The organism is Rhodanobacter sp. FW510-R10 (genome assembly GCF_058781105.1).
Genome location: NZ_JBYSWL010000001.1, coordinates 1,850,560 through 1,874,021 on the forward strand (window position 1 = coordinate 1,850,560; position 23,462 = coordinate 1,874,021).

24 protein-coding genes and 1 pseudogene are annotated in these 23,462 nt (G+C 66.9%); 8 read left to right on the plus strand and 17 right to left on the minus strand.

The features are described from left to right. Position 1 precedes the first annotated feature (1 nt). The 5 genes from AC3WJB_RS08040 to rph form a co-directional block, all read right to left on the minus strand. The gene (locus tag AC3WJB_RS08040; protein WP_492680410.1) at positions 2–364 is read right to left on the minus strand and encodes a PilZ domain-containing protein; all 363 of its coding nucleotides are present in this window, start codon (positions 362–364) and stop codon (positions 2–4) included. After that, positions 361–2,646: a DUF1631 family protein gene (locus AC3WJB_RS08045; RefSeq protein ID WP_492680412.1), complete on the minus strand. Its 2,286-nt coding sequence runs from the start codon at positions 2,644–2,646 to the stop codon at positions 361–363. Before AC3WJB_RS08045 ends, AC3WJB_RS08040 begins: the two co-directional genes overlap by 4 nt. Positions 2,647–2,722: 76 nt before the next feature. Continuing rightward, complete coding sequence (gene hemW / locus AC3WJB_RS08050) at positions 2,723–3,889, minus strand: radical SAM family heme chaperone HemW (protein ID WP_492680414.1); 1,167 nt, start codon at positions 3,887–3,889, stop codon at positions 2,723–2,725. Between the two features lie 11 nt (positions 3,890–3,900). Continuing rightward, the gene (rdgB, locus tag AC3WJB_RS08055; protein ID WP_492680416.1) at positions 3,901–4,491 is read right to left on the minus strand and encodes an RdgB/HAM1 family non-canonical purine NTP pyrophosphatase; all 591 of its coding nucleotides are present in this window, start codon (positions 4,489–4,491) and stop codon (positions 3,901–3,903) included. A gap of 7 nt (positions 4,492–4,498) precedes the next feature. Further along, entirely contained in the window at positions 4,499–5,233 is a 735-nt protein-coding gene (rph, locus tag AC3WJB_RS08060; RefSeq protein ID WP_492680418.1) for a ribonuclease PH, read from the minus strand. 73 nt (positions 5,234–5,306) lie between these two features. Here rph and AC3WJB_RS08065 point away from each other — a divergent pair, with 73 nt between their 5' ends. From AC3WJB_RS08065 to AC3WJB_RS08095, 7 genes are all read left to right on the plus strand, one after another. Beyond that, on the plus strand, positions 5,307–6,164 hold the full coding sequence (locus tag AC3WJB_RS08065; RefSeq protein WP_492680420.1) for a YicC/YloC family endoribonuclease: 858 nt from the start codon (positions 5,307–5,309) through the stop codon (positions 6,162–6,164). Positions 6,165–6,263: 99 nt separating this feature from the next. Then, complete coding sequence (gene gmk, locus AC3WJB_RS08070) at positions 6,264–6,893, plus strand: guanylate kinase (protein ID WP_492680422.1); 630 nt, start codon at positions 6,264–6,266, stop codon at positions 6,891–6,893. An 84-nt stretch (positions 6,894–6,977) separates the two neighbouring features. Continuing rightward, the gene (locus AC3WJB_RS08075; protein ID WP_492680424.1) at positions 6,978–7,814 is read left to right on the plus strand and encodes an ABC transporter ATP-binding protein; all 837 of its coding nucleotides are present in this window, start codon (positions 6,978–6,980) and stop codon (positions 7,812–7,814) included. Further along, positions 7,811–8,587 (plus strand): lipid asymmetry maintenance ABC transporter permease subunit MlaE, encoded by a 777-nt coding sequence (gene mlaE, locus AC3WJB_RS08080; protein WP_492680426.1) that lies wholly within the window; start codon positions 7,811–7,813, stop codon positions 8,585–8,587. The genes AC3WJB_RS08075 and mlaE overlap by 4 nt, the downstream gene beginning before the upstream one ends. Before the next feature lie 71 nt (positions 8,588–8,658). Next, positions 8,659–9,525 carry an outer membrane lipid asymmetry maintenance protein MlaD gene (gene mlaD, locus AC3WJB_RS08085; RefSeq protein ID WP_492680428.1) on the plus strand — a complete coding sequence of 289 codons (867 nt, stop codon included), beginning with the start codon at positions 8,659–8,661 and terminating at the stop codon, positions 9,523–9,525. Between the two features lie 39 nt (positions 9,526–9,564). Then, entirely contained in the window at positions 9,565–10,245 is a 681-nt protein-coding gene (locus tag AC3WJB_RS08090; protein ID WP_492680430.1) for an MlaC/ttg2D family ABC transporter substrate-binding protein, read from the plus strand. Beyond that, positions 10,242–10,559, plus strand: coding sequence for an STAS domain-containing protein (locus tag AC3WJB_RS08095; protein ID WP_492680432.1), 318 nt, complete (start codon positions 10,242–10,244; stop codon positions 10,557–10,559). The genes AC3WJB_RS08090 and AC3WJB_RS08095 overlap by 4 nt, the downstream gene beginning before the upstream one ends. A gap of 22 nt (positions 10,560–10,581) precedes the next feature. On the opposite strand, the gene AC3WJB_RS08100 is transcribed toward AC3WJB_RS08095, so the two are convergent. The 12 genes and pseudogenes from AC3WJB_RS08100 to AC3WJB_RS08155 form a co-directional block, all read right to left on the minus strand. Then, the gene (locus AC3WJB_RS08100; protein ID WP_492680434.1) at positions 10,582–10,950 is read right to left on the minus strand and encodes a hypothetical protein; all 369 of its coding nucleotides are present in this window, start codon (positions 10,948–10,950) and stop codon (positions 10,582–10,584) included. A 12-nt stretch (positions 10,951–10,962) separates the two neighbouring features. Beyond that, a complete protein-coding gene (locus AC3WJB_RS08105; RefSeq protein WP_492680436.1) occupies positions 10,963–12,042 on the minus strand; it encodes a TrbL/VirB6 family protein in 1,080 nt (359 codons plus the stop codon). Positions 12,043–12,100: 58 nt separating this feature from the next. Further along, entirely contained in the window at positions 12,101–12,877 is a 777-nt protein-coding gene (locus tag AC3WJB_RS08110; protein WP_492680438.1) for a hypothetical protein, read from the minus strand. Positions 12,878–12,891: 14 nt separating this feature from the next. Further along, on the minus strand, positions 12,892–15,387 hold the full coding sequence (locus tag AC3WJB_RS08115) for a VirB4 family type IV secretion/conjugal transfer ATPase (RefSeq protein WP_492680440.1): 2,496 nt from the start codon (positions 15,385–15,387) through the stop codon (positions 12,892–12,894). 47 nt (positions 15,388–15,434) lie between these two features. Then, entirely contained in the window at positions 15,435–15,743 is a 309-nt protein-coding gene (locus AC3WJB_RS08120) for a VirB3 family type IV secretion system protein (protein WP_492680442.1), read from the minus strand. Then, on the minus strand, positions 15,736–16,143 hold the full coding sequence (locus AC3WJB_RS08125; protein ID WP_492680444.1) for a TrbC/VirB2 family protein: 408 nt from the start codon (positions 16,141–16,143) through the stop codon (positions 15,736–15,738). Before AC3WJB_RS08125 ends, AC3WJB_RS08120 begins: the two co-directional genes overlap by 8 nt. 130 nt (positions 16,144–16,273) lie before the next feature. After that, on the minus strand, positions 16,274–17,113 hold the full coding sequence (locus tag AC3WJB_RS08130; protein ID WP_492680446.1) for a lytic transglycosylase domain-containing protein: 840 nt from the start codon (positions 17,111–17,113) through the stop codon (positions 16,274–16,276). A gap of 53 nt (positions 17,114–17,166) precedes the next feature. Next, positions 17,167–18,183, minus strand: a pseudogene (virB11, locus tag AC3WJB_RS08135) (P-type DNA transfer ATPase VirB11); the annotation flags it as partial. A gap of 22 nt (positions 18,184–18,205) precedes the next feature. Further along, positions 18,206–19,405 carry a TrbI/VirB10 family protein gene (locus tag AC3WJB_RS08140; RefSeq protein WP_492680448.1) on the minus strand — a complete coding sequence of 400 codons (1,200 nt, stop codon included), beginning with the start codon at positions 19,403–19,405 and terminating at the stop codon, positions 18,206–18,208. Further along, entirely contained in the window at positions 19,402–20,175 is a 774-nt protein-coding gene (locus tag AC3WJB_RS08145; RefSeq protein WP_492680450.1) for a TrbG/VirB9 family P-type conjugative transfer protein, read from the minus strand. The genes AC3WJB_RS08140 and AC3WJB_RS08145 overlap by 4 nt, the downstream gene beginning before the upstream one ends. After that, positions 20,172–21,098, minus strand: a complete 927-nt coding sequence (locus AC3WJB_RS08150; protein ID WP_492680452.1) for a VirB8 family type IV secretion system protein — start codon at positions 21,096–21,098, stop codon at positions 20,172–20,174. Before AC3WJB_RS08150 ends, AC3WJB_RS08145 begins: the two co-directional genes overlap by 4 nt. Positions 21,099–21,123: 25 nt before the next feature. Continuing rightward, entirely contained in the window at positions 21,124–21,615 is a 492-nt protein-coding gene (locus AC3WJB_RS08155) for a hypothetical protein (RefSeq protein ID WP_492680454.1), read from the minus strand. A gap of 501 nt (positions 21,616–22,116) precedes the next feature. Here AC3WJB_RS08155 and folC point away from each other — a divergent pair. Continuing rightward, positions 22,117–23,436, plus strand: coding sequence for a bifunctional tetrahydrofolate synthase/dihydrofolate synthase (gene folC / locus AC3WJB_RS08160; RefSeq protein WP_492680456.1), 1,320 nt, complete (start codon positions 22,117–22,119; stop codon positions 23,434–23,436). The last annotated feature ends 26 nt before the right edge of the window (positions 23,437–23,462 follow it).

Here is a 23,462-nt window from a genome sequence, read left to right on the forward strand (position 1 = left end):
ATCAGCCTGCTGCGAGCCAGCGGCGCAACTGCGCGACGTCTTCGTCGCTGATGGCCACGATGCGATAGCCGGACCAGGTCTGGCCGCTTGCTGCCGGCTCGTGCCATTGCTCCTGGATGCCGAGTGTGATGGCGACGACTGGGCCACGCCGCGGTTCGGCGCCGGGCAGGGTCACCGAGACCTGGTACAGCGCCTCGCTGCGTGGGGGCTGGTGGCCAATCAGCAGCATGCCGGTACTGGAGAGGTTGCCAACTTGGCCCATGGCCTGGCCGCTGATGAGATCGGTCACGGTGGTGGGGGGGCTGGCCGGCTTGCGCGCGGCATGGCGCCGATTGCCGGGGCTGTTGCCGACCGTCCCGCTCATGGACGCACCGCCCGTCCGGTGCCTTGCGCGGCTCCCGGTTCCTGGCGTAGCAGCGTGGCCAGGCCGCGCCAGGCGCGGTCGAGCAGGCTTTCGCGTTCGGCCGGCACCTCGCGCACCCGCCCACAGGCGATTTCGTGCGCGAGCTCGTTCAAGCTCGTTTCCCCTGCGCGCTGGCCGCGTCGGTTCAGAAGCAGGCAGCGTCCGGACATGGGTGAATACCAGGCCAGCTTGCGCTGGGTCGGGGCTTCGCCTGCTTTGCCATCGAACTCGAGCCAGGTGCCGAACGGCAGCCCGCGCAGGCGCTCGCCGACCGTGGCTTCATGCGGCATCGCCGCCTCGTTGGCCGCGGTCGCGAACAGCGGCACCACGGCAGCGTCGACGCCGGCCGATTCGCCCAGGCGTTGCCGTTGCCGCAGCCGTTGTGCCAGATCTGGCGTGCTGGGTTGCCGCGCAGTGGCTACCTTGCCCTCCGGCGCCCCGAGCAGGCGCTGCGCCACTTGCAGCGCCTCTTCGGTGTGCATGCCGATTTGTTGCAAGCCGGCCTCGACGTCGCGCTGCAGCTGCTTCCGGTTGGTGATTGGCACGCGGCCCAGCAGCTGGTCGGTGATGGAGATCTGCACGGCAAAGGCGTCGCTGTCCTCGCCGTGGCGCAGCAAGGTGATGGCCAGCACGTCGGACCAGGCCCGGTCCAGCAGCGCGCGCAGCAGCCCACGCGGGGGGGCGTCGGCGAAACGCGTCGCCATCAGTTCCTGGGCGCGCCGGCGCGCCTGGTCCAGGCGCTCGCGTCCCTCGGCCGCCTCGACGTGGCGTCGTTCGGCAGCCATTGCCTTGCGCTTGAGCAGGGCAACCTGCTGTTCGATATCGGCCAGCAGGACGGCATACAGGCTGCTGCTCGGTGGCTCGTTGCTGGCACGGGCGACCAGATGTTCCAACTTGCTGGCGAGCAGGCGGTTGGCGTCGTCGTCGGTGCCGTCCAGCCACTCGTCGGCCGCCGTGGCCACGGTGTCCAGCAACTGCCGGGCCGGGTGGCTGGGTTGCTCGAAAAAGCCGTGGTCGGCAACCGCCATGCGCAACACGGGCAATTGCAGGCCGCCCAGCACGGATTTGGCGCTGCCGCCGCGGTGCAACTGGTTGGCCAACTGCTCGAACAACGTGGCGACGAGCTCGACCGTATCGTCCTGTTCGCTGCTCAGCTGGGTGCGCGGTGCGTCAGCGCTTTTGCCGATATTGAGCTGGGCGACAAGCTCCTCGTGCAGGCGGGCCGCGCTGCGCAACTCGCGGCTGGCCCGGTCAGTGACCTGCGCCAGGTGCTGCTGTAGCGCGCCCAGCGCCCCCTGCAGTTCCTCCGTGGATGCGGCACGTGTGGCCACGTAGCCGGCACCGCCAGGGCCGCGCTGCCCGTTGGTGCGGCGCTGGGCCAGGAGGTTGCGCAGCGACTCCAGGACGTCGATGGGTTCGCTCGCGGGGGCGGGTGGTGGCGTCGGCGACGTCGGCTCGTGGATGCCGGGTGCCGCCTGCGTGTCCGCGGTCGCGGCAGATGCCTGTGGACGGGCGGCGGCGGGGCGCAGGAACGGCGCGCTGCGCAATTGCGTCAGGATGCCGGCACTGGCCAGCGCCGTGTTCGCGGCCGCATAGATTGGCGCCAGCGCATGCACCAGGTTACGGTCTGCGCTGCGTAACAATTGCACCTGGTCCTCCAGCGGCAACTGCAGCGGCAGCGTGGCGGCATGGAAGGCCCGGATCAGCACCTGCGGGCTGACCGGCAAGCTGTCGCCCTCCAGCGGCGGCGCGGCGACCAGCACCGCCAGGCGATAGCCAAGATCGTGGAGCGCTTCCAGGTACGCGCTCTCGCCACGCGAGCCAATCTGGTCCAGGGTGGTCGCCAGCTCTTGCTCGGCTGGGTCGACCAGGGCCAGTTCATGCCAAGTATCGCTGGCTGCTTCAGGGGGCGGCGCCGGCGGCAGGCCGAGCCGCTCGAAGTGCTGCCTGATTTCCCCCAAGCAGCGCGTTTCCAGCGGGCCCAACTGTTGCACCAGTTGCTCACGGCAATTCATCAGGCGCTGCTGCTCGAACGGGCTGTGCGCGCGGTCGGCCCGGTCGAAGAGTTGCTGCGCAAACTGGTTCACGCTGGCTCGCAGCGGATTGCGCAAGCGTTCCGCACACAGCCGGAAGCTGCCCTCCAGCAATTGCCGGCTGCGCACGGGCCAAGGCTGGGCCGGGGCGAGATGGTGGCCGACGTGGGGGGTCGAGCCAGGATGATCCTGTCCGGGCTGCATGGGCATGTCCGCTCCTCCAGGGAGCCAAGTGTAGGCTGGTTTACGCGCCAAAGTGTCGATTTCGGCTGACCCGGCCGGGGACTCAAGCCATGAAGCTGACGATCACGTCGTTGAGGAAGCGCTGGCCCAGGGCGGTCGTGTGCAGTCGCCGGATGTCGCCGTCCAGCCAGCCGCGTTGTCGCGCCTCAGCCAGCGCGGGGGCGATGCACGCCGGGTCGAGCCCGGTGCGTTCGGCAAACTCGCCGGCAGCCACCCCATCGACCAGGCGCAGGGCATTGAGCATGTATTCGAACGGCAACTCGCCCGTGGCAATGGCCTGGTCGCCCGCGACTCGCGCGGCATGGTTGGCCGCAGCCATGTAGCTGCGCGGGTTGCGATCCTTCCGGCGCCGCCTGATCACGCCGCTGTCCGCGTCACTGAGTTTGCCGTGCGCACCGGCGCCGATGCCGAGGTAGTCGCCAAAGCGCCAGTAGTTCTGGTTATGCACGCAGCGGTATCCCGGCCGGGCATACGCCGAAATCTCGTATTGGCCGTAGCCGGCGGCAGCCAGGCTGGCCTGGCAGGCCTCCTGCATGGCCCAGGCCTGATCGTCATCCGGCAGCGGCGGCGGATGGCGCGCAAACACGGTGTTGGGTTCCAGGGTCAACTGGTAGTGCGAGATGTGCTGGGGCGCCAGGACGATGGCCTGCCGCACGTCGTCGAGCGCGCCCTCCAGGGTCTGCTTGGGCAGCGCGTACATCAGGTCCAGGTTGATATTGGTGTAGCCCTCGTCCTGGGCGGACTTGACTGCGCGGATGGTTTCGGCGGCGCTGTGGATGCGACCCAGGCGGCGCAGCTTGTCGTCGTCGAAGCTTTGCGCGCCAAACGAAATGCGGTTGACGCCGGCGGCCAGATAGCCGTCGAAACGTCCGTGCTCGACCGTACCAGGATTGGTTTCCAGGGTAATTTCCGCCTCGGCGGCGACCGGCAGCCGAGAGCGTACGCCGTCCAGCAGGCGGTCAATCAAGTCGGGCGCGAACAGGCTGGGCGTGCCGCCGCCGAAGAATATGCTGCAGATCGGGCGGCCGGCCAGGGCGGAGGCGAAGTCCGCGCAGTCGCCATCCAGGTCGGCGAGCAGATCGTCGATGTATTCGGCGTACGGCGGCGGGCTCTGGCCCAGGCCATGCGAATTGAAATCGCAATACGGACATTTCTTTACGCACCATGGCATGTGCACGTAGAGCGCCAGCGGTGGGGCGGTCAAGGCCATCGGCTGGGCTCTCAGGCGCCGAGCCGCAAGCGCAGCTGCGCAAGCGCCTGGCCGCGGTGGCTGAGGCGGTTCTTCAGCGCCGGGTCGAGCTCGGCCGAACTCTGCTGCTGGCCGTCCGGCAGGAACAAGGGGTCATAGCCAAAGCCGTGGCTGCCCCGGGTCTGATGCAGGATGCGCCCGTGCCAGCGACTTTCGACGATAAGCGGCGTGGGATCGTGCGCGGCTCGCAACAGCACCAGGACGCAGATGAAGTAGGCGCGGCGTTCGGCATCGGCCCGCGCAGACAACTCGCGTAGCAGCTTGGCGTTGTTGGCGGCATCGTCGCCGTGCCGGCCGGCGTAGCGTGCCGAGTGCACGCCGGGCGCGCCGTGCAGCGCCGGAACGCACAGGCCGGAGTCGTCGGCCAAGGCGCCGAGCCCGCTTTGGCAGGCGGCATGGCGGGCCTTGAGCAGGGCATTCTCGACGAAGGTGCAGGCGGTTTCCTCGGCGTCGCCGATGCCGAGCTCGGATTGGGCCACGATGTCCAGCTCGGAAGACGCCAACATCGCCCGGAACTCGGCCAGCTTGCCGGGGTTGCTGCTGGCCAGCACGATGCGCTGCATGGACGCCTCAGTGGCCTTGGGCCAGGGCGGCCCGTTGGGCGGCGACCAGCTCGACAATGCCTTCTTGCGCCAGCGCCAGCAAGGCATCGAGCTCGCTGCGGCGCAAGGCATGGCCTTCCGCCGTGCCCTGGATCTCCACGAAACCGCCGCCGTCATTCATGACCACGTTCATGTCCGTGTCGCAGCTGGAATCCTCGGCATAGTCCAGATCCAGGACAGGCTGGCCGCGATAAATGCCGACCGACACGGCGGCAATTGCGCCCACGATCGGATTGCGCTTCAAGTGTTCGCGCGCCATCAGCGTGGCGACCGCGTCGACCAGGGCCACGTAGGCGCCGGTGATCGCGGCCGTGCGGGTGCCGCCATCGGCCTGGAGCACGTCACAATCCAGGGTGATCACGCGCTCGCCCAGAGCTTCGCGGTTGACGCAGGCGCGCAGGCTGCGCCCGATCAAGCGCTGGATTTCCATGGTGCGGCCGCCTTGTCCGCCGCGTGCAGCTTCGCGTGGCATGCGCGTGTTGGTGGCGCGCGGCAGCATGCCGTACTCGGCCGTAACCCAGCCCTCGCCCTTGCCGCGCAGCCAAGCCGGACAGCGGTCTTCGATGCTTGCCGTGCACAGCACCCGCGTGTCGCCGAAGCTGGCCAGCACCGAGCCTTCGGCGTGGCGCGTGTAGTGGCGTTCAAGGCGAATCGCGCGCAACTCGTCGTTGGCGCGGCCGCTGGGGCGGGCAAAGTCGTTCATGCAGGGCCGAGTGGGCAGGGTGGATAGGACAGTTTACCATTGCGTGGTTTTCCGCCTTCAGGAACGAGCCATCGTGATCTGCAGCATGACCGCCTACGCCAGTGCCGAGGCCAACACGCCGACAGGCACGCTGGTGTGCGAGCTGCGCTCGGTCAACCACCGCTATCTGGAAGTCGGGGTGCGCCTGCCCGATGAGCTGCGCGCCATCGAGCCCGACCTCCGCAAGGCCGTTGCCGGCGTGCTGGCGCGCGGCAAGGTGGAAGTGAGCGTGCGCCAGATTGGGGCGCGGGATGAGCAATTGCGCGTTGACGAGTCCATGCTGGACACGCTGGCCGGACTCGCGGCGCGCCTCAGCGGGCGCTTTCCCGGACTCGGGGTGGACCTGGCCGAACTGTTGCGCTTCCCCGGCGTGCTGCAGGCGGCCCCAGCCGACGCCCAAGGTCAGGCTGCGGTGGTGTTGGAGCTGCTGGATCGAGCACTCGCCGAGTTGCATGCCGCCCGCGCGCGCGAAGGCGCCAAGCTGGCCGGCGTGCTGGTGGAAAAGCTCGACGGCATCGAGCGCTTGGTGGCCGACGTGCGGGCCTGCGTACCGCAGATTTGCGCCGCTCTGCGCACCAGGCTGGAGGCTCGGCTCGCCGATCTCAGGCAGGAAGCGGACCCGGCGCGGCTGGAGCAGGAACTGCTGCTGCAGGTGACCCGCGCCGACGTGCAGGAAGAGCTCGATCGCCTGGATGCGCACGTCGGCGAAACGCGACGCGTGCTGGCGCTGGGCGAACCGGTCGGGCGGCGTCTGGATTTCCTGATGCAGGAGTTCAATCGCGAAGCCAATACCCTGGGGTCGAAGTCGGTCGACACGCGCAGCACCCAGGCTGCAATCGAACTCAAGGTGCTGATCGAACAAATGCGCGAACAGGTGCAGAACATTGAATAGGGACGTCCCGCAAGTCCCGCACCCTCGCCCCGACCCTCTCCTCCGCGGGGACTTCCTCCGGTCGCCGGCGGGAGAGGGAGCAAACGTGCTGCACGCTTCATGAGTACTGAAGCCGGCACCCTGTTCGTGGTGGCCGCGCCCTCGGGCGCGGGCAAGTCGAGCCTGGTGTCCGCGCTGCTCGCAGTCGACGACCGGATCAGCCTGTCGATCTCCCATACCACGCGCCTGCCGCGGCCGCACGAAGTGGATGGCCAGCACTATTTCTTTGTCGAGCGTGCCGAATTCGAGCGCGGCGTTGCTGCCGGGATTTTCCTCGAGCATGCCGAGGTGCACGGCAATGGGTATGGCACCGCGCGCGAACGGGTGGAGACGCTGCTGGCGGGCGGGCGTGATGTATTGCTGGAGATCGACTGGCAGGGAGCGGCGCAGGTTCGGCGCAGCATCGCCAATTGCGTGGGCATCTTCATCCTGCCGCCCTCACACGCCGAACTGGAGCGCCGCCTGCGCGGACGGGCCTCGGACAGCGCGGAGGCGATCGAGCGGCGGTTGCGCAATTCGCGCGACGAGATTGCCCATGCCCACGAGTTCGACTACCTCATGGTCAACGACGTGTTTGCCGACGCGCTGGCGGACCTGCAGGCGATCGTGCGCGCCGTGCGCCTGCGCAGCACCGCGCAATTGCAGCGCCACGCCGCCTTGATTGCCGAGTTGCTCGAGGATCGTGGATGAAGCCGACCCGTGGCGTCGGGGCGCGCGTGGCCAAGGTTGGCCGCTTGGGCTACTGTGTGCGGATGCATCGAGTGTTGCGTCACCATGATCGCTAGCCTCGTCCCTGCCGCGTCCGACGACGCCCTGGTGCGAATCCGCGGTTTGACCACGGTGCTCGGTGGCCGGGCGGTGTTCGATGCGCTGGACCTGGACATCCCACGCGGCCGCATCACCGCAATCATGGGGGCCAGCGGCACCGGCAAGACCACCCTGCTCAAGCACATCACTGGCCACATGCACGCCGACGCGGGCAAGATTTTGCTGGACGGCCAGGAAGTCGGCGCCTTGTCCCGCGAGGAGTTGTACAAGCTGCGCGAAGGCATCGGTTACCTGTTCCAGAACTCGGCCCTGCTCACCGACTACGACGTGTTCGAGAACGTCGCCTTCCCCTTGCGCCAGCACACCCGCCTGCCGGAAGTGCTGATCCGCAACGTCGTGCTGATGAAGCTGCAAGCGGTGGGCCTGCGCGGCGCCGCGCGGCTGATGCCGAGCGAACTCTCCGGCGGCATGGCGCGGCGCGTCGCAATGGCCCGGGCGATCGTCTTCGATCCCGGGCTGATCCTGTATGACGAACCATTCGTCGGCCTGGACCCGGTCGCCTTGAACCAGATCTTGCGCCTGATCTCGACGCTCAACCGTACGCTCGGCATCACCAGCGTGCTGGTCGCTCACGAGTGGGCGGCGGTGGAGCGCATTGCCGACAACGTCGCCTTGCTGGCCACCGGCAAGGTGGTGGCGCAAGGCAGCCCGCAGGCGATCGCAGCTGATGGCTCGCCCTGGACGCGGCAGTTTTTCGGCGGTGAGGTCGACGGTCCAGTGCCGTTCCAGTATCCGGCGCGGGATTTCGCGGCCGAACTCGGTTTTGCCGGAGCAGCGCCATGACCCGGCAGCGCTCCGGTTCCGGCGGCCTGGTGGCGGGTACACTGACCGAGATTGGTGCCTGCGGCCTGTTCCTGCTGACCTTGCTCGCCGGCATTCCGCGGAGTGGACGCTATCTGCGCGAGACCGTCCGCCAGCTCTGGTTCGTGGGCGCAATGAGCCTGACCATCATCATGGTTTGCGGACTCTTCGTCGGCATGGTGCTGATGCTGCAGCTCTACCACGTGCTGTCGATCTTTGGCGGCACCTCGGCGGCCGGCATGGTAGTGGCGCTGTCGGTATACCGCGAACTTGGCCCGGTGGTGACGGCGCTGCTGTTTGCCGGGCGTGCCGGCACCTCGATCACTGCCGAGATTGGCCTGATGCGCGCCACCGACCAGATCGCGGCGATGGAGATGATGGCCGTTGACCCCATTGCCTACGTCGCCACGCCGCGCTTCCTGGCCGGGGTGATCGCCATGCCGCTGCTGTGCTGTGTGTTCTGCGGCCTGGCCATTTTCGGCGGCCACCTGGTGGGCGTCACCTGGCTCGGCATCGACAACGGCACGTTCTGGTCCAATATGACTGCGCAGGTGGACCTGCGTACCGACATCATCAATGGCGTGCTGCTGAAGAGCCTGGCGTTTGGTGCGGTGGTCACGTTGATTGCCGTCTACCAGGGCTTTGCCACCGCGGCCACCAGCGAAGGCGTGGCGCGTGCAACCACGCGTACGGTGGTGGCGTCGTCCATCGCCATCCTGGCACTGGATTTTGTACTCACCGCGTTCCTCATGTAGTGGGGCGCCGTGCGGCGACACGCCAACGGCGGTCGCCTCGATTGTTCACCTGGATTTCCGAGGATCGTGCCGTGAGTCAACCCCGCAGTTCCTACGCCTTGGGCACCGGCTTGTTCATCGTGCTCGGTTTCGCTGCCTTGGCGTATCTCGCCACGCAGACCAGCTCGATCGCGAACGTGCAGCAAGGCGACACGTATGCCCTGGAGGCGCGTTTCGCCAACATCGGGCAACTCAAGGAGCGCGCGCCGGTAAAGGTCGCGGGGGTGCGCATCGGCCAGGTGCGGGCGATCTCACTGGTCTCCGGCAGCGACGTGGCCGACGTGAAGCTGGCGATCGACCGCAAGTACCGGAACATTCCGCGCGATTCGGTGGCTGCCGTCTTCACCAGTGGCTTGCTTGGCGACCAGTACGTCGGCATCGAATACGGCACCGCCAAGCAGGCGCTGGAGCCTGGCGGCACCATTGCCTTCACCAGGCCGGCGCAGCAGTTGGAGGAGATGCTGGGCAAGTTCTTTGGCGCCGGCGGCGTGGCCGACAACCTGGGTGGCACCTATGCGGTCCACGCCAGCTTCAGCAACGTCGGGACGCTCTCGCCTGGCGCGCCGGTGAAGATGGCTGGGGTGCCGATTGGCGTGGTGCAGTCGGTGCGGGTAGACCCGCTCAAACTGGACGCGCAGGTCGTGTTGGCCATCGACAAGCGCTATGACCACATTCCTGATGATTCGTCCGCCGCGGTGTTCACCAGCGGTTTGATCGGCACCCAGTATGTTGCGATCCAGCCGGGCGGTTCGCCCGACATGCTGGTCCAGGGTGACGAGATGATCCTCACCCAGTCGGCGATGCAATTGGAAGACCTGATCGGCAAGTTCCTGGTCAATGGCGCACCTGGCGGAAAGTCCGCTGGCGGAGATGGGAAGTCCGGCACTCCCCAACAGTGACTGGCCGGCGGGTTTGGTCTGTTTTGCAAGGAGTGTCCAATGTCAGGTAAATGGTTGTTGATTGTGGCCCTGGCTGCCACGGGCTGCGCAGGCATGCCAGCCATCGCCCAGGCGCAGGAGGCGGCGCCAGCCGCCGCGGCTCTGGCGCAGACGCCAGTGCAGATCGTGCAATCGATTGCCGACCAGCTGGCTACGGCGATCGACGGACATCGTGCGGAACTGAAGGCCGACAAGGAGAAGCTGATCGGGGTGATCGATCACATCTTCCTGCCGCATTTCGACATCGACTACGCCTCGATCCTGGTGCTCGGCATGCACGCACGGGAAGCGTCGCCGGAGCAGCGCAACCAGTTCGCCAAGGCGTTCTACGACTCGATCACCCATCGTTACGCCGAGGGCCTGCTCAATTACACCAAGGGCAGCGTCAAGGTGCTGCCGTTCAGCGGCAGCCTGAACAACAAGCGCACCGTCGTGCGCACCCAGGTCGTGCTGGACGACGGCAAGACCCTGTCGGTGGACTATGCGTTCCGCAAGAGCCGCAGTGGCGACTGGAAAGCCTACGACGTCATCATCGAGGGCATTTCCTACATCACCAACTATCGCAACCAGGTCGACGCCGAGATTCGCAAGGTGGGCATCGCGCAGCTGATCACGAACCTGCAGACCCAGGGCGAGAACGCGTTGAAGGCGATGGACGCCGAAGGCGTCAAGGGCCAGTGAGCACGCCGCAGCCGATGCCGGGGTTCTTCGCCGAACCGCAAGCGTCCGGCATGCTGGCGTTGCGTGGCGTCCTGGGTTTTGCTACCGCCGTGCAGGCCTTGCCGGCCCTGCAGGCGGCCTTGTCAGCCGGCTCGCAGCCGACCACGCTGGATTTGTCCGGCCTCGCCCACGTGGACAGCGCGGGCCTTGCCTGCCTGCTGGTGGTGCTGGGCGAGGCTTCCATCGCCGGCCGCGAGCTGCACCTGATGCATGCGCCGGACGACATGCGCACGCTGGCCCAGGTCTGCGGCGTGGATCGCCTGTTGGCCGTCTAGACCCGGCCAGTACCGGCATCGGCTACGGCGCCCAACCCCAGGTGGCCACGATCGTCTGGAGGATCGCGGCGTTGCTGGCGTAGCTGGCCCCGGGGCAGCTTCTGAGATAGCTCGCGCGCCGCGCGGCACTGGCTGGCGGATTGAACATTGGGCTGTACACGGCCAGCGCCCCGTGCCAGAAGGCCAGGGCCGGCGCGCAGGCCGGGCCACCGGCGGCACCCACGCCGGAGAGGCCGGCCATGCACGTGTACACCGTGCAGGGGTCCGTGCTTTGCGCGCGCAGCGGAGCAATGGCCAGGAGCGCGGAGATCCCGGTGCCCATGGCGAGGCCCGCGACGCGGATGCACGTGGCGTGTTTGTGGACGGCGTATGGCTTGCGGCAGGTATGCATGGCAGGACCTTCTCAGGCGCGGTACTTGATGGCATCGGGCTGGACGGTGCCGGGAGCCATGGCGCCGCGCATGCCGTGATCCAGTTCGCCGGACGTTGCGTGGCCGGCGCGTGTGCCGTAGCCGCCGGGCGCCGCGCTGACGGCGGGCTGGGCGTGGCTGTAGTCGGCATAGCTGCCCGGCGGCTGCCCTTGCGGGCCCGGGCGGTTTGCCACACTGCCGCCGAAGGCCGAGAAATACATGAACTGCCCGAGTGTGCCCTGGAAAAACATGGCAGCCATGGGCGGCACGGCGATGATCAACACGGTCAGCAGCAAGCCGACGCCGCCTTGCTGCATGGCCTGGGCGGAGTAGCCTTCGGCGCCCAGGCCGGTAATCGCGTTGATGATGCTGGCACCCCAGAGTGCGGCAGCCACACGCAGCGACAGTTGCAACACCAGTGAGCTGACGAAGGCCAGCACGGCCATGGAAAAAACGATGCCGACGCCATACAGCAGCCAGCGCTGGAACAGCGACCTGGTCTGCTCGAAGATCAGGCACAGGATGAACAGCGGCCCGAGTCCGATGAACAGGGCGAGGGCGAACTTGTACATGAGCAGCATCGCCGCGGCCGCCATCGGTGGACTGGCCGTGCCGAGCCCGGCCATCAGCAGCGCGTGGCTTTTCTGGGTGATGGTTTCGGCGTCGCCAGGTGCCGTCTGCACGGTGTCGATCGCCGCCAGCGCAAGCTGCGACCATGCGAGATTGTCGTCAATCGTCTGCGCGGCGGTGCTGTTGTCGCCGGTGAATATCTGGTTGATGCCGGTACTGAGTTCAGTGCTGAACAAGTTGAGAAGGCTGGTACCGAAGATGCTCATGCTGGTGGCCACGCTGACGATGATGGCCACCCGCGTCATGCCCAGCACCAGGGCCATCATCGATTCGCGCGATTGGCCGGTGATCATGCGGTAGCCCTGGATCAGGATCCACAGCGTCACGAACACCAGCGCCACGGCGCTGGCCCAGGTCATGAACGTCGCCATCAGGTTCATGCCGAACGTGTCGATGCGGGCGCTCAGCCAGTTGTAGATCAGCACGAAGTAGACGAAGCCCATGGCGGTGTGCTCCTGGTTGCGATGGCGACGGATCGGCCTGTCGGGGGCTGCTCGTCCGTCAGTTGAACGCGGTGGCGAACGTCACGGCCTGGACGATGTTGCCGAGGACCGTGTTGCTGCCCCGGAGCGCCATGTGGCCGAGGATGGCCTGCTGGTTTTGCAGCGTGGCGACGATCGCGTCGTCGGCCTGCATCTGCGCTTGCCAGTCGCCGATGTCGGTGTTGAGCGCGCTGGCGTATTTCTGCACCTGGGTCGACACGCGCCCGGTATCGGCCAGGGTGCTGATGGCGCTGGCGGTGCTTTCCACCTGCTGGAACTGGCTGGCGTAGCCGCGCAGCCGGTTGAGCAGTTCGACGGTCCGGTTGTACTTGTCGATCTGCACGCTGACGATCTGCGCACACAGCGCCTGTTGGGTTTGGCTGATGGGCTGACTGAGCAGCGAGGACATGTTGTTCATGAGGCTGCTGACCAGGACAGTCGGATTGTCCGCGTGCGAACACTTGCCCTGGATCAGCGCGGCGGTGTTCGTCACCGGCTGCAACTGGTTGGGCGTGAGCGACAGCCCATTGCCGAGGTTGCCGACGCTCGAGAGCAATTGCTGGTACTGCTGCAGCTGGGTGGCGTATTGCTGGACTTGTTTGGCGTACTGCTCGACGGTCTTGGCCAGTTGGGTGGCGAAGCCTTGTTCGTTGACGGCGACGGTGGTCGGGGCGGCGACAATCACCTGGGCGTAGGCGGTGTCGACGGCCGCCATGCCGGCGGCCAGCCCGAGCGCGAGCAGGTAGCGCAGCATGGGCCGCAAGTCGGCGGTTGCTGACGGCGTGGCGTGGTGCATGGGCTTCCTCCGGATCATTGGCGGGACACGTGCGTTGTGCGCAGCGTCGGCGCTTTGGCTGGGTCGGGTGTTGCGGGCGGCGCCTTGCCGCTGCCTTTGCGGCTGGCGTAGAAGCGCGGCAGCCATTGCCCGGGCTGCAGCTCGTCGCTCGCCACGCCGTTGGCGTCGGCGCATGCAGCCAGCACCTGGTGCAGGATTGCGACGTCGTCGGTGGATGCGGCAATCACGGCCAGGGCATCGTCCAGGCCGCGCAGGTTCAACTGGCACAGCGCGCTGGCGTGGCCCTGCTTGACCAGGAAGCAGCGCGAGCGCTCGTCCAGGCCAGCGACGACTTGGTATTCGGCATCCGTCAGCTTCAACCCATCGACGTAGTGAGCCCGGCTGGCGTTGGGGTTTGGCAGCAGGATCATGGTGGCGGTCTGCTCGATGAGTGCCGCGGCGATATCGCTGGCCAGCGCATCCTCAGGGCTCTGGGTGGCGAAGATGCCCAGGCCGTTCTGCTTGCGGATCGTCTTCTGCTTGTTCTTGGCAAACTCCTTGAGCCCGCCACCGCCGTCGAGGATCTTCCAGAACTCGTCCATCACGTAGATCAACCGGCGCCCGTCGATCAAGGCCTCCAGCCGATGCAGCAGGTAGTGGATGACCGGCACCCGTACTTCGGGATTGTCGATCAGCTCGGTGTAGTCGAAACCGATGATTGGCGCCTTTTCCAGGTCGATGCTGTCGACCGGATTGTCGAACACCCAGCCCAGGGCATTGCCCGCAGTCCACTTGCGCATGCGGATGAACAGGCCATCGTCACCCATGTTCGGCAGGCTCTTCTGGAAATTCGTCATCGAGCGCAGCGGCGAGGGCGTATCGAGGATGCTGCCCACGGCACGGAAGATGTCCTCTTCCTCGCGCGCGCTGTAGCGGTCCTTGCCCGCGAGCAGCTTGACCAGCTCGGTGAGGTATTGCGCGTCGGCTTCGTCGCCGCGGCATTGGAACGGGTTGAAGCCGGTGGGCTGCCCATTCTCCAGGGCGAGGTAATTGCCGCCGCAGGCGCGCACGAAAATCTCGGCGCCCCGATCCTTGTCGAAGATGAAGATGGTGGGCACCGGATCGAACTTCTGCGCCTGGCTGAGCAGGAAATTGATCAGCGCCGTCTTGCCGGTACCGGATTTGCCAATGACCATGGTATTGGCGAGCGCCTTCTCGCCCAGCGAGTTTTCCGCCGCATGGGTGGCGTGGAAATTGAAGTGATAAGCCTGGCCGTTGGTGGTCTGCAGCGTGGTCACGCACTGACCCCAGGGGTTGCCCTGCTGCTTGCCGGTGGCGAAATTGTGCAGCGGCGAGAGGCCGAGGAAGTTCAGCGAACTCAGGTTTGCCAGCCGCGTGCGGCAGGTCCAGTTGCCGGGAAACTGGGCATAGAACGCCGCGGTAACGGCAAAATCCTCCTTGACCGAGACAAAGCCGGCGTTGGACAGCTCGGCCCGGGCACTGGCGATGTGCCGCGAGAGCGCGTCCTGGTTGGCCGCATGCACGGCCATGGAGAAATGGTACTCGCCAAGGACGAATTCGCCCGAGGCGAGGTGATCCATGGCCTGGTCGAGTTCGGCGATCTGGCTGAACGCCTTGTCACCGGAGGAGATCATCATGCCCTTGGTGCGCTCCAATGCCTTGAGCGCGTCGTGCCGCCCCATGGGACTGAACGAGTGCGTGATGACGTATTCGAAATCCAGGTACTTGAGCCCGTTGAGGACGCCCGGCCAGGTGCCGTCGGCGTATTCCTTGATGTTGAGGATGGCGCCAAACTGGTTGCGGCCATCGGGAGACGTGATGACGTAATCGCCGGTGCTGGCGGAAAACCGCTGCCGGCTCACCGGCAGGTAGGCGTACACCGGCGCGGCGAGTACCGGCACGGGCTCCTCGACGCGATTGAGCAGGTAGCCGAAGAGCTCCAGCGTCTCGGAGAACACCACGCCGTTCGCGGCCTGGTACATGCCGAGCCGGCTGGGCGCGTAATCCTTGAGCACGGCTTCAACATTGCCGGCAAGTTCCAATACGGTGGCCACCGCATCGCGTTGCTCGGCTTCCAGCCGGGCAAGGTCGTGCGGCTTTTCAATGAAGCGTTTGCCGCCGGCCACCGGGCGGTAGAGGAGGGTGAGGTACAGCTCGTTCTGCATCAGCTTTTGCGCGCCCAACTGTCGGTGATAGGCGTCGGAGAGCTCCTGGTTGAAGCCCTGGGTGAACCGACTGTGGTCCACGAGCCGGCGCCGCCGCCGTACGTCATGCACCCAGAACGCGACGTTGACGAAATCCGGGGCGCGCAGGGTCTGCAGCATGCGGTTGAACGTGCGGTGGCGGTGTTCGAGGTCCCATTCCTCGCGACCCACGAACGGCAATCCGCCCAGCCGCCAGGTCAACATGAAATCGCCGCCCGTGGTCTTGAGTACGGTGGGCGACACGTGCGTGGATAGCGGGATGAACGCGCTGATCGGCGTGTCGGGACGGTAGTTGGTGCGTGGCATGGGCGGGTTCCGGGGCGCGGCCTGGCTGGCGCGGCGCCGCAGTTGGGTCAGGGGCCGGCTCCGGGCCGATCGCGGTAGGCGCTGGGGCTGTATACCCACAAGCCGTCGTTGCCACGTACGTTGCGGGTGCGCAGCCGGAAGCGCCAGCGCAGGCCAAGCAGGCGAAAGATCAACTCGTCCCGGCGTGCCATGTGCCGCATCAGCAGCATGGCCGGCGGGATCAGCAGCAGGAAGAACAGGTTGAAGTACATCGCCAGCAGCAGGCAGCCACCGGTGGCCAGGAAAAACGGCACGTAGGGCACGCCCATGAACATCGCCGGCCGCGTGCAGCCACGGAAGAGTGCGCTGCTATGCATAAAAATCGAGCAACTGGTTGAGCACGCTGGCCGTGCAGGCGGCGGTGCCGGCCGCCGAGGTGCTGCTGGCCAGGAACATCTTGGCAATCTGGCCCGCGGCTCCGATCAGGACGGCGCCAATCAGCACAGGCGCGACGTCGCCAATGCGCTTGTGGGCATAGGCAATCTGGTAGCCGGCAAAGATCACCGCGATGGTGACTACGACGATGGAGATGGCGTTGAGGATCTTGTTGATGTTGCTGGCAAAGGTGCAGGCGGTGTTGATGGTGTCGGTGGCGTCCTGGCCCCGTGCCAACTCCGGCAGCAACAGCGTGATGAGCACGGCCAGGTAGAGGAATGCGGCCCAGCGCGCGCGTGGGCTGCGGATGAGGATGTCGATAAATGGCAGGTGGGGAGTCATCGTGGGCTTCCTTGGAGGCGGGCGGTCTGGCGCGGCCAGATGGGGGTGCGGGACCGAACCCAGGGGCGGCGGGCGGGCGCGTGGGCGTCGCTGCGGCGGGGCCTGCCGCGTGCGACCGACACCAGGTGCCTCAGAAGACGAAGGCGGCATCGCGATGCTCCGGAGACGAAGCGGGGTGACCGGTGACTGCCGCGGCGGGCGCGGGGGAAGGCAAACCACGGTGGGCGGATACCGGTACGGGATCACCTGGGCCGCGGACTTGCGGCACGAATGCCTCCGTTGCGGCGTGGCTGCTGCTTGGCCCGACTGGGCCGACCTGTCCGCTGGCGTGTGTGGTGCCGCGGATCTCGCTACGCGGACCTGGCGACCGGTCCTCGGCGGCGGCGGACGAGCCGGTGGCGTGGTCGACGGGCGTGCTGCGGATGGCCAGGCGCCAGGCGCGATCGTTCGGCGTCCGCCGGCGGGAGCTTGGGGTGGATGACGAGAGGACCAGCTTGTATCCCGCTGGCGCTGGCGTGGTGTCGGTGGCGCCGGTACCAGGCGGCATGGCGGCGTAGATCTTCCGCACGTAGCCGTCCCGGTAGCCAGTGACTGGATTGCCTGAGTAGTAGCAGCTGAATGCCTTGCCCCAGTGCCGCCCGAAGCGCGCATAGCAGTCGGCGAGGATGCGCGCGCCAGCTGCCACGTTCGCGCAGGGCATGAACGCCTGCCGGTAGGAATCCAGCCCGTAGGCTTGCAGGTTGGCCCGATGCACCTGCGCCAGGCCCAGGGAGTAGTCATGGCTGCCGGCATCGAGCATGTGCACGGTGGCCAGGGCTTCCTCGACGTTGCGTGGCTGGTGCAGCAGGCGCGCACCGACCACACCGATCGCGTACGGGTTGCCATGCGATTCCACCTGCACGATGTGCTGCATCACCTCGGCGGAAACCGCCAGGCCCTGGCAGGCCATCAATTCCAGTCCGGTGAACATGCGCCGCCCCTCCTTTCCCGCTGCCGCGATGCGCACCGTTGCTGCACTCCCGGGCTGCGGCCAGGTTCGAACTCGATGCCGGTGATGCGCCGCCGGCCCTCGTGCGCGCGAATGTGCACGACGATATCGATGGTCATCATCAGCAGGCGCTTGATGGTCGGGAATTCGAGCCCGGCACCTTCAGCCGACGCCTTCACCATCAGTGCCAACTGGTCCCAGGTCTGCTCGGTGCTGCCGGCGTGGCAACTGGTGATCGACCCGGGATGGCCTGAGGCGCAATTGCGGATGAAATAGAACGCCTCGTCGCCGCGCAGCTCGGCCAGGATGATGCGGTCTGGGCGCATGCGCAGGCACGCTTCCATGCAGGCCTTGGCGGTGATCCGCGCCGTGCTTTGTCCGCCCTTGGAATACAGCAGGTGGACGACGTTGGGCTGGGCGATGAAGAGCTCGCGGGCGTCCTCGATCGTCACCAGCCGTTCGCTGGGCGGAATGTGCTGGACCAGCGATTTCATGAACGTGGTCTTGCCGCTGCCGGTCGCGCCGGAAACGACGATGTTCTTCCTGTCCCGCACTGCCTGACGAAAGAACTCCGCATAGCGGCCTTCGGCACGCAGCGCCAACAGGAACTGGTCTCCGTCGCTCAGCTTCGTCTCCATGCCCGGCACTTCATCGAAGAAGCCCTCTTCCTGGTATTGGTCGAACGACTTGGTCTGCCTGGACGGCAGGCGGATCGTGATGGACACGTGCTGCGCCTCGCAGGCGGGCGGAATCACGAACTGGGCGCGTTCCCCGGTTGGGAAGGTCAGGGATACCAGCGGCTCGCCGTCAGTGATGCGCTGTCCGGTGTTGCTCTCGTTGACCACGGCGGTGCAGAACTGCCGCGCCCGCTCGAATGTGAGCTCGGGCACCTCGACCCGGCGCCAAGTGCCGCGGCTTTCCAGGTACAGCTCACCAGGGCGGTTGATGCAGATTTCCGAAACCTCCAGCGAGACCATGAAGTCGCGCACCCCGAGCACCTCATACTGGTAGGCGAGAAACTCGTTGGATCGCGGCGCAAGCAGGTGCGGCATGGGGCATCCGGATAGAAGAGCGTCAAAGGCGGGCCACGACAGCGCTGAAATCCACGTCCCGGGCGACGTAGACGTAGACCACGGTGCCCTGGTTGATGGTGACGGTGGGCGGGCGGTTGGCCGCCTCCCGCACGGCCTGGTTGGCGAGGTTCTGGACGGTCTGCGCGGTATTGCTCTGGAACGGCTGCTGGGTCACCACGCCGTTGCTGATCATGGTGCTGCGCGGCCCGTGTTCGGCTGCTTCGTACTTGAACGCATCGCTGAGCATGCTGATGAGCAGCGCCGAGCCGATGCGGGTGCGCCAGTGCGCGTCGTACTCGCCGGGCAGGCCGGCCCCGCCGAGGTTGTCGATGCCGGGGCTGGCCATGTTCACGTCGACCCCAGTCGGCGTGATGATGCGGTCCCAGACCACGGCCACGCGTTGGCCAACGGGGTTGCTGGCGTAGCTGCCGAGGATCTTCGAGCCCTTTGGCAGCAACAGGCGTTGGCCATTGAGCGAGTACACGCGCTCGGTGACCAGGCACGAGGCAAAGCCCGGTATGTCGGAGATGATGCGGGTCTCCAGCACGCAGCGGATGTAGGTGCCGCGCTGCATCAGCATCTCGGGGTGTGCCAGGTCAAGCGCACTGGTGGCGCGGGACGGCAAGCCGGCTGGCAGCGGCGGCGGATTCGGGAGGTTGGCGGCAGGCGTGCCGGTGGCCGGCAGCGCCGGTGAGGTGTCGCTGCGCACCGCGATACGGCGTTGCGCCGCGGTGGGCGCCGGCGCGGCCACGGTGCCGGGCAGGCTGCTCTGGTCCTGGCGGGTTGGCAGCGGTGGCAGCGGTGTTGGCATCGCCACCAGCGGGATGGCTTGCGCGGCGCGGGTCGGCAGGATCGGCGGGATGCGTGGCACCGCCAGTTGGCCCGGAGCTTCGGCCACGGTGACCCTTTCCTCGCGGGGCTGCGCCTGTGCGGGGCGATGGCCTGCGCCGCTCAGCAGCCAGTAGGCGACCAGGAGCAGCAGCAGGCAGACGGCGGCCAGCAGTACCAATGCGCGTTGGTTCAGGCGCCGCAGCTCGCGCGCCTTGAGTCGCGGCACCGCGTCGTCGAGCTCCGGCGGCGCCGGTCCGTAGGGACCGGCATACGGACCGCCGACCGGCGCATCCGCTTGCCCGGCGACTGGCGTGGAGTCCAGGTCGACGAAACTGCCGTCGCCCGCGGGCTGGAGTACAGGGTTGCTCATTCGGGAATGTTCCTGCGCAGGCCGACGACGTCCTCGCCGTGGCGCATTACCAGGTAGGGGTAGGTGCCGTGAACCACGATCGTGTTGCCCTCGACCGTGGTGTTGACCAGCGAGTCCTCGCCGCCTTCGGTTTCGCGCATGAACACCGCCGGGAAATCGCCGCTGGGGAATTTCTGCAGATTGCCCAGCTCGATATAGGTGAAGCGACCATCGTCGTAGACGTGCACCGGCAGCAACCAGGGCGCCGCCTTCTTGCGGGTGGCATAGTCGTAGTCGAAGTTGTATTGCCGGGTGGGCAGCAGGGTCGTGCTCAAGCCGGTGGGTTGTGCGTCGCTGGCATTTGCCTTGCCGAAACGGCTGCCTGTTGGGTAACGGAACGTGACTCTGTATTCCACGCCGTTGCGGCGGGCTTCGGCGAGTGTCTTCCAGTCGGTGGCGACGACCTGCAGTTCAAACAGGTAGGCATGGGTTGCCGTGCGTATGCTCATGTTGGTGTCGACCTCGACGTTCCGCGGCCGCAGGTAGAACACGTTGTCGCGCCGGCGCAGGTCCCAGCCGGAACTGAGCCCCGTGCTGTAGTCGAGGACCTGTTCGTCCGGGCTCAGCTCGATCTGGGTGGTGATGCCGAGCGCGGTGCGGATCGGATAGACCTGGTCGGGCTGGTATTGGTATTGCTGCACGACTTGCGCCTGCAGCGTTGGACACGGGCCGATGGCTGCGCCAAGCGCACTGAGCGCACAGAGTGCCAAGCTGCGGCTGGATCTTGTCATGGGCGGCGGCTTCCGGTTGCCGGGAGTGTCCCGGCGGCGGCCGGTGTACGCGTGAACGCCGCTGCTTCGCCTGGCCCGGTTTGCGCCGGTGCGGCGTTGCTGTCCGGCTGGGCCGCGCCTGACCTGTCGACGTCGCCTGCCACCGCGGTGTCCGCGTGTGGCAGTGATCGGACCGGCGCCGTGATCTCGGGCGGCGGCGCCGAGGCGTAGTCGTTGTCGACGCGGTAGTCGGTGACCCAGAAACCCAACGGATTGGCGATGCGGCTTTGCTCGTCCATTTGCAGGTTGGCCTTGTAGGCAAACTCCAGGGTGGCAATCTTGTTGTCCAGTGGTCGGGTGAGTCCGCTCTGCTTGTCGTAGAGGCTGCGCTGGAAGCGCACGGTGGCGCCCTTCGGCACGGTGCCGGCACCACCGCCCAGCAGCACGGTGCTGAGCAGCCTGACGCGGATCGCCGTGTCCTTGCCCAGTCTCTTGACCAGGTTGTCGGGATTGGCCGAGGCGTACTGCTGCGCATAGGCCGCCTTGACTCCCGGGGCGGACATGGTCTGCACCGTGGCCCAGTCGCCGAGCTTGAGCATGGCGAGGTCATAGGATTCGCGCGCCATCACGTAGCGCGCCACGTTGCTGCGGTTGATGGCTTCGCTCGCGCTGAGGCGGCGGTGTGACGGATCGCCGGTGAGGCGCGCGAGCGTGCTGGTACCGGTATAGGCATCGGCCATGATCAGATAGGGCACCTGCTGTTTCAGCGGCAACAGCAGGAAATAGCCGCCAGCCAGGATCAGGCTGAGGCCGACTGCGCTGCAGGCGACCAGCCAGGCGCGGCGTTCGCTGCGCCGGCGCAGCTCGGCGATGGACACCTCGAAGTCGATCGACCGGGCTACGGCGGCGTCGATCTTTCGGCTGCTTGGCGTTTTTCTGGCCATGGGCATGGGGGTGCGGGTAGGCGGATCACGGGCGCAAGGCGGGTTGCGGCTGCCCTGGTTGAGCCGGCGCTGGCGTTGGTGCTGCCATCACCTGCTGGACCATTGCCGACTCGCCGGCGGCCCCGTCGACGGCAATGGTGCGGCTGGTCGCGGTGATCAGGACGTCTTGCGCGGCGTAGAGCCGGTTGAGTTCGGCGATCGCGGTGTCGAGATCGGTGGTGTGGATGCCGGCAACGCCGGCATACAGCGTGAGATCCACGGCATGGTGGTAGGCCAGCTCGCGCTGCGTATCGTGGGCCCAGCGGCTCAACATGGCCTTGAGAGTGCCGTCCATGGGCGCGGCGTAAAAGGTATAGGCAGTGCGCAGCGGGATGGCCGTTGGTCGTGCGGGGAAGACATTGGCCGGCCGCCAACTGCCGCCAAAGTCTCTTGCCGGCCGCGTGCTGCAGCCGGCCAGCAGCCCGGCCGCGAGCAGCAGCAAGACAATCTGGCACGTGGTGGAAGGCTCCTGATTCACGGCTGCTCGATGACTCGGTTGGGACAGGAAATGCCGGGAGTGGCACGTATCGGTTGGTGAAGCCATGCGCCACGCCGAGACCAAGGCGGCACACGAAGGGCCACGGCTTTGTCGCCGTGGTGGTGTTGCGGGTGGCCCCTGGATGCTGGCGGGCCATCTCCAGCGGACTCCGCGTCAGATCGTCCGCACCCTGCGGTCGGTACGGACGATACAGACGTATGGATGTCCATATGCGATGGATCGTTGGCAAGTCACCGCATCGGTTTCATGCGGCAATTGCATGGTAGGCGCGGGTGCGAGTTCATGCTGTAGGCCGCGCGCACGGCGTCCGGGCGAAGTTGGCCGCAGACGTGTAGGAATTGGCCGGAGACGAAGCCCAGACGCTGGTGATGCCGTTGCGGCGATCGGCAGTGCGGCGCCAAGGCCAGCCCACAGTTACCCCTGGCCGCGACAACCGGGCGACAATAGGCGCCACTCGTCCTCGCTCCAGGAAATCCGTCGATGTCGCGTACCCTTGCCGAATGGTTGGCGTATCAAGAGCGCGTCAACGTGCACAGTATCGAGCTGGGCCTCGACCGCGTGCGCGCGGTGTGGCAGCGCATGGGCGCGGCGGCGCCGGCACGACAGGTCATCACCGTGGCCGGCACCAATGGCAAGGGCTCCACTGTGGCTTTGCTCGAGGCGATCCTGGCGGCGGCGGGAAAGCGCGTCGGCAGCTTCGTTTCGCCGCACCTGCTCCGCTACAACGAGCGCGTGCGTGTGGGCGGGCGCGAAGCGAGTGACGCCGTGCTGATCGCCTCGTTCGAACGCATCGAGACGGCGCGCGGCGACATTCCACTGACTTATTTCGAGTTCGGCACCCTGGCGGCGCTGGACATCTTTGCGCGTGCCAGCAACCCGCCGCTCGACTTCGCCGTGCTGGAAGTCGGCCTCGGCGGCCGGCTGGACGCGGTCAACATCGTCGACGCCGATGTCGCGGTGATTACCACGATCGATCTCGACCATATGGAATGGCTGGGCCCCGACCGCGACAGCATTGGTCGCGAGAAGGCTGGCGTGGCCCGGGCTGGCCGCCCAGCCATCGTCGGCGAGCTGGATCCGCCGGCCGGCCTGCTCGCTGCCCTGCAGCGCGTGGGTGCGCGGGTACAGCGCGCCGGCGTCGATTTTTTTGAACAACGCCACGCTGCGGGCTGGTCGTGGCGACATCGTGACGGCACGGTGCTGGAGCTGCCGGATCCCGCGCTCGCGGCCGCCGTGCAATGGGACAACGCGGCAGCCGCGATCGCCGCGCTGCATGCGCTGGGCGGGGAAGGTGCCGGACTGGCGCCGGCGACCCTTGCGGCGGCTGCGGCAGCCGGCATACGCGCAGTGCGCGTGCCCGGCCGGCTGCAGCGCCTGCCTGGCGATCCGCCGGTAGTCGTGGACGTCGGCCACAATCCGCAGGCGGCCCGCGTCCTGGCCCGTTGGTTGGACGAGCAGGCGACCGGGCGGGTGTACGCGGTGTATGGCGCCATGGCGGACAAGGACATTGCCGGCGTGATGGCGGCGCTGGGTCCTCGGGTCACGCACTGGTACCTGGGCGGCCTGGAGCAGGAAACCTCGCGCGGCATGGACAGCGCCGGCCTGGTCAGGATGTTGCGCGAGAGCCTGCCGGACGCCGCCTGTGACGCCTATGCCGACATTCCCCAGGCCCTGGCGGCAGCCCGCGCCGCGGCACGGGCTGGCGACTGCATCCTGGCGTTTGGTTCCTTCTACGTGGCGCGTGCCGTGCTGAACACCGCTTCGGCGGCCGCTGTGGACGGCTTGCGTCGGCAGGTATAATTGTCGCTTACGCGCCGTGCTCGCCG

Excerpts from the sequence above, each read along its gene's own strand:
- AC3WJB_RS08040 (WP_492680410.1), bottom strand. The coding sequence starts at position 364 with ATGAGCGGGACGGTCGGCAACAGCCCCGGCAATCGGCGCCATGCCGCG.
- AC3WJB_RS08045 (WP_492680412.1), bottom strand. The coding sequence starts at position 2,646 with ATGCCCATGCAGCCCGGACAGGATCATCCTGGCTCGACCCCCCACGTC.
- hemW (WP_492680414.1), bottom strand. The coding sequence starts at position 3,889 with ATGGCCTTGACCGCCCCACCGCTGGCGCTCTACGTGCACATGCCATGG.
- rdgB (WP_492680416.1), bottom strand. The coding sequence starts at position 4,491 with ATGCAGCGCATCGTGCTGGCCAGCAGCAACCCCGGCAAGCTGGCCGAG.
- rph (WP_492680418.1), bottom strand. The coding sequence starts at position 5,233 with ATGAACGACTTTGCCCGCCCCAGCGGCCGCGCCAACGACGAGTTGCGC.
- gmk (WP_492680422.1), top strand. The coding sequence starts at position 6,264 with ATGAGTACTGAAGCCGGCACCCTGTTCGTGGTGGCCGCGCCCTCGGGC.
- AC3WJB_RS08075 (WP_492680424.1), top strand. The coding sequence starts at position 6,978 with ATGATCGCTAGCCTCGTCCCTGCCGCGTCCGACGACGCCCTGGTGCGA.
- mlaE (WP_492680426.1), top strand. The coding sequence starts at position 7,811 with ATGACCCGGCAGCGCTCCGGTTCCGGCGGCCTGGTGGCGGGTACACTG.
- AC3WJB_RS08090 (WP_492680430.1), top strand. The coding sequence starts at position 9,565 with ATGTCAGGTAAATGGTTGTTGATTGTGGCCCTGGCTGCCACGGGCTGC.
- AC3WJB_RS08100 (WP_492680434.1), bottom strand. The coding sequence starts at position 10,950 with ATGCATACCTGCCGCAAGCCATACGCCGTCCACAAACACGCCACGTGC.
- AC3WJB_RS08105 (WP_492680436.1), bottom strand. The coding sequence starts at position 12,042 with ATGGGCTTCGTCTACTTCGTGCTGATCTACAACTGGCTGAGCGCCCGC.
- AC3WJB_RS08110 (WP_492680438.1), bottom strand. The coding sequence starts at position 12,877 with ATGCACCACGCCACGCCGTCAGCAACCGCCGACTTGCGGCCCATGCTG.
- AC3WJB_RS08115 (WP_492680440.1), bottom strand. The coding sequence starts at position 15,387 with ATGCCACGCACCAACTACCGTCCCGACACGCCGATCAGCGCGTTCATC.
- AC3WJB_RS08120 (WP_492680442.1), bottom strand. The coding sequence starts at position 15,743 with ATGCATAGCAGCGCACTCTTCCGTGGCTGCACGCGGCCGGCGATGTTC.
- AC3WJB_RS08125 (WP_492680444.1), bottom strand. The coding sequence starts at position 16,143 with ATGACTCCCCACCTGCCATTTATCGACATCCTCATCCGCAGCCCACGC.
- AC3WJB_RS08130 (WP_492680446.1), bottom strand. The coding sequence starts at position 17,113 with ATGTTCACCGGACTGGAATTGATGGCCTGCCAGGGCCTGGCGGTTTCC.
- AC3WJB_RS08140 (WP_492680448.1), bottom strand. The coding sequence starts at position 19,405 with ATGAGCAACCCTGTACTCCAGCCCGCGGGCGACGGCAGTTTCGTCGAC.
- AC3WJB_RS08145 (WP_492680450.1), bottom strand. The coding sequence starts at position 20,175 with ATGACAAGATCCAGCCGCAGCTTGGCACTCTGTGCGCTCAGTGCGCTT.
- AC3WJB_RS08150 (WP_492680452.1), bottom strand. The coding sequence starts at position 21,098 with ATGGCCAGAAAAACGCCAAGCAGCCGAAAGATCGACGCCGCCGTAGCC.
- folC (WP_492680456.1), top strand. The coding sequence starts at position 22,117 with ATGTCGCGTACCCTTGCCGAATGGTTGGCGTATCAAGAGCGCGTCAAC.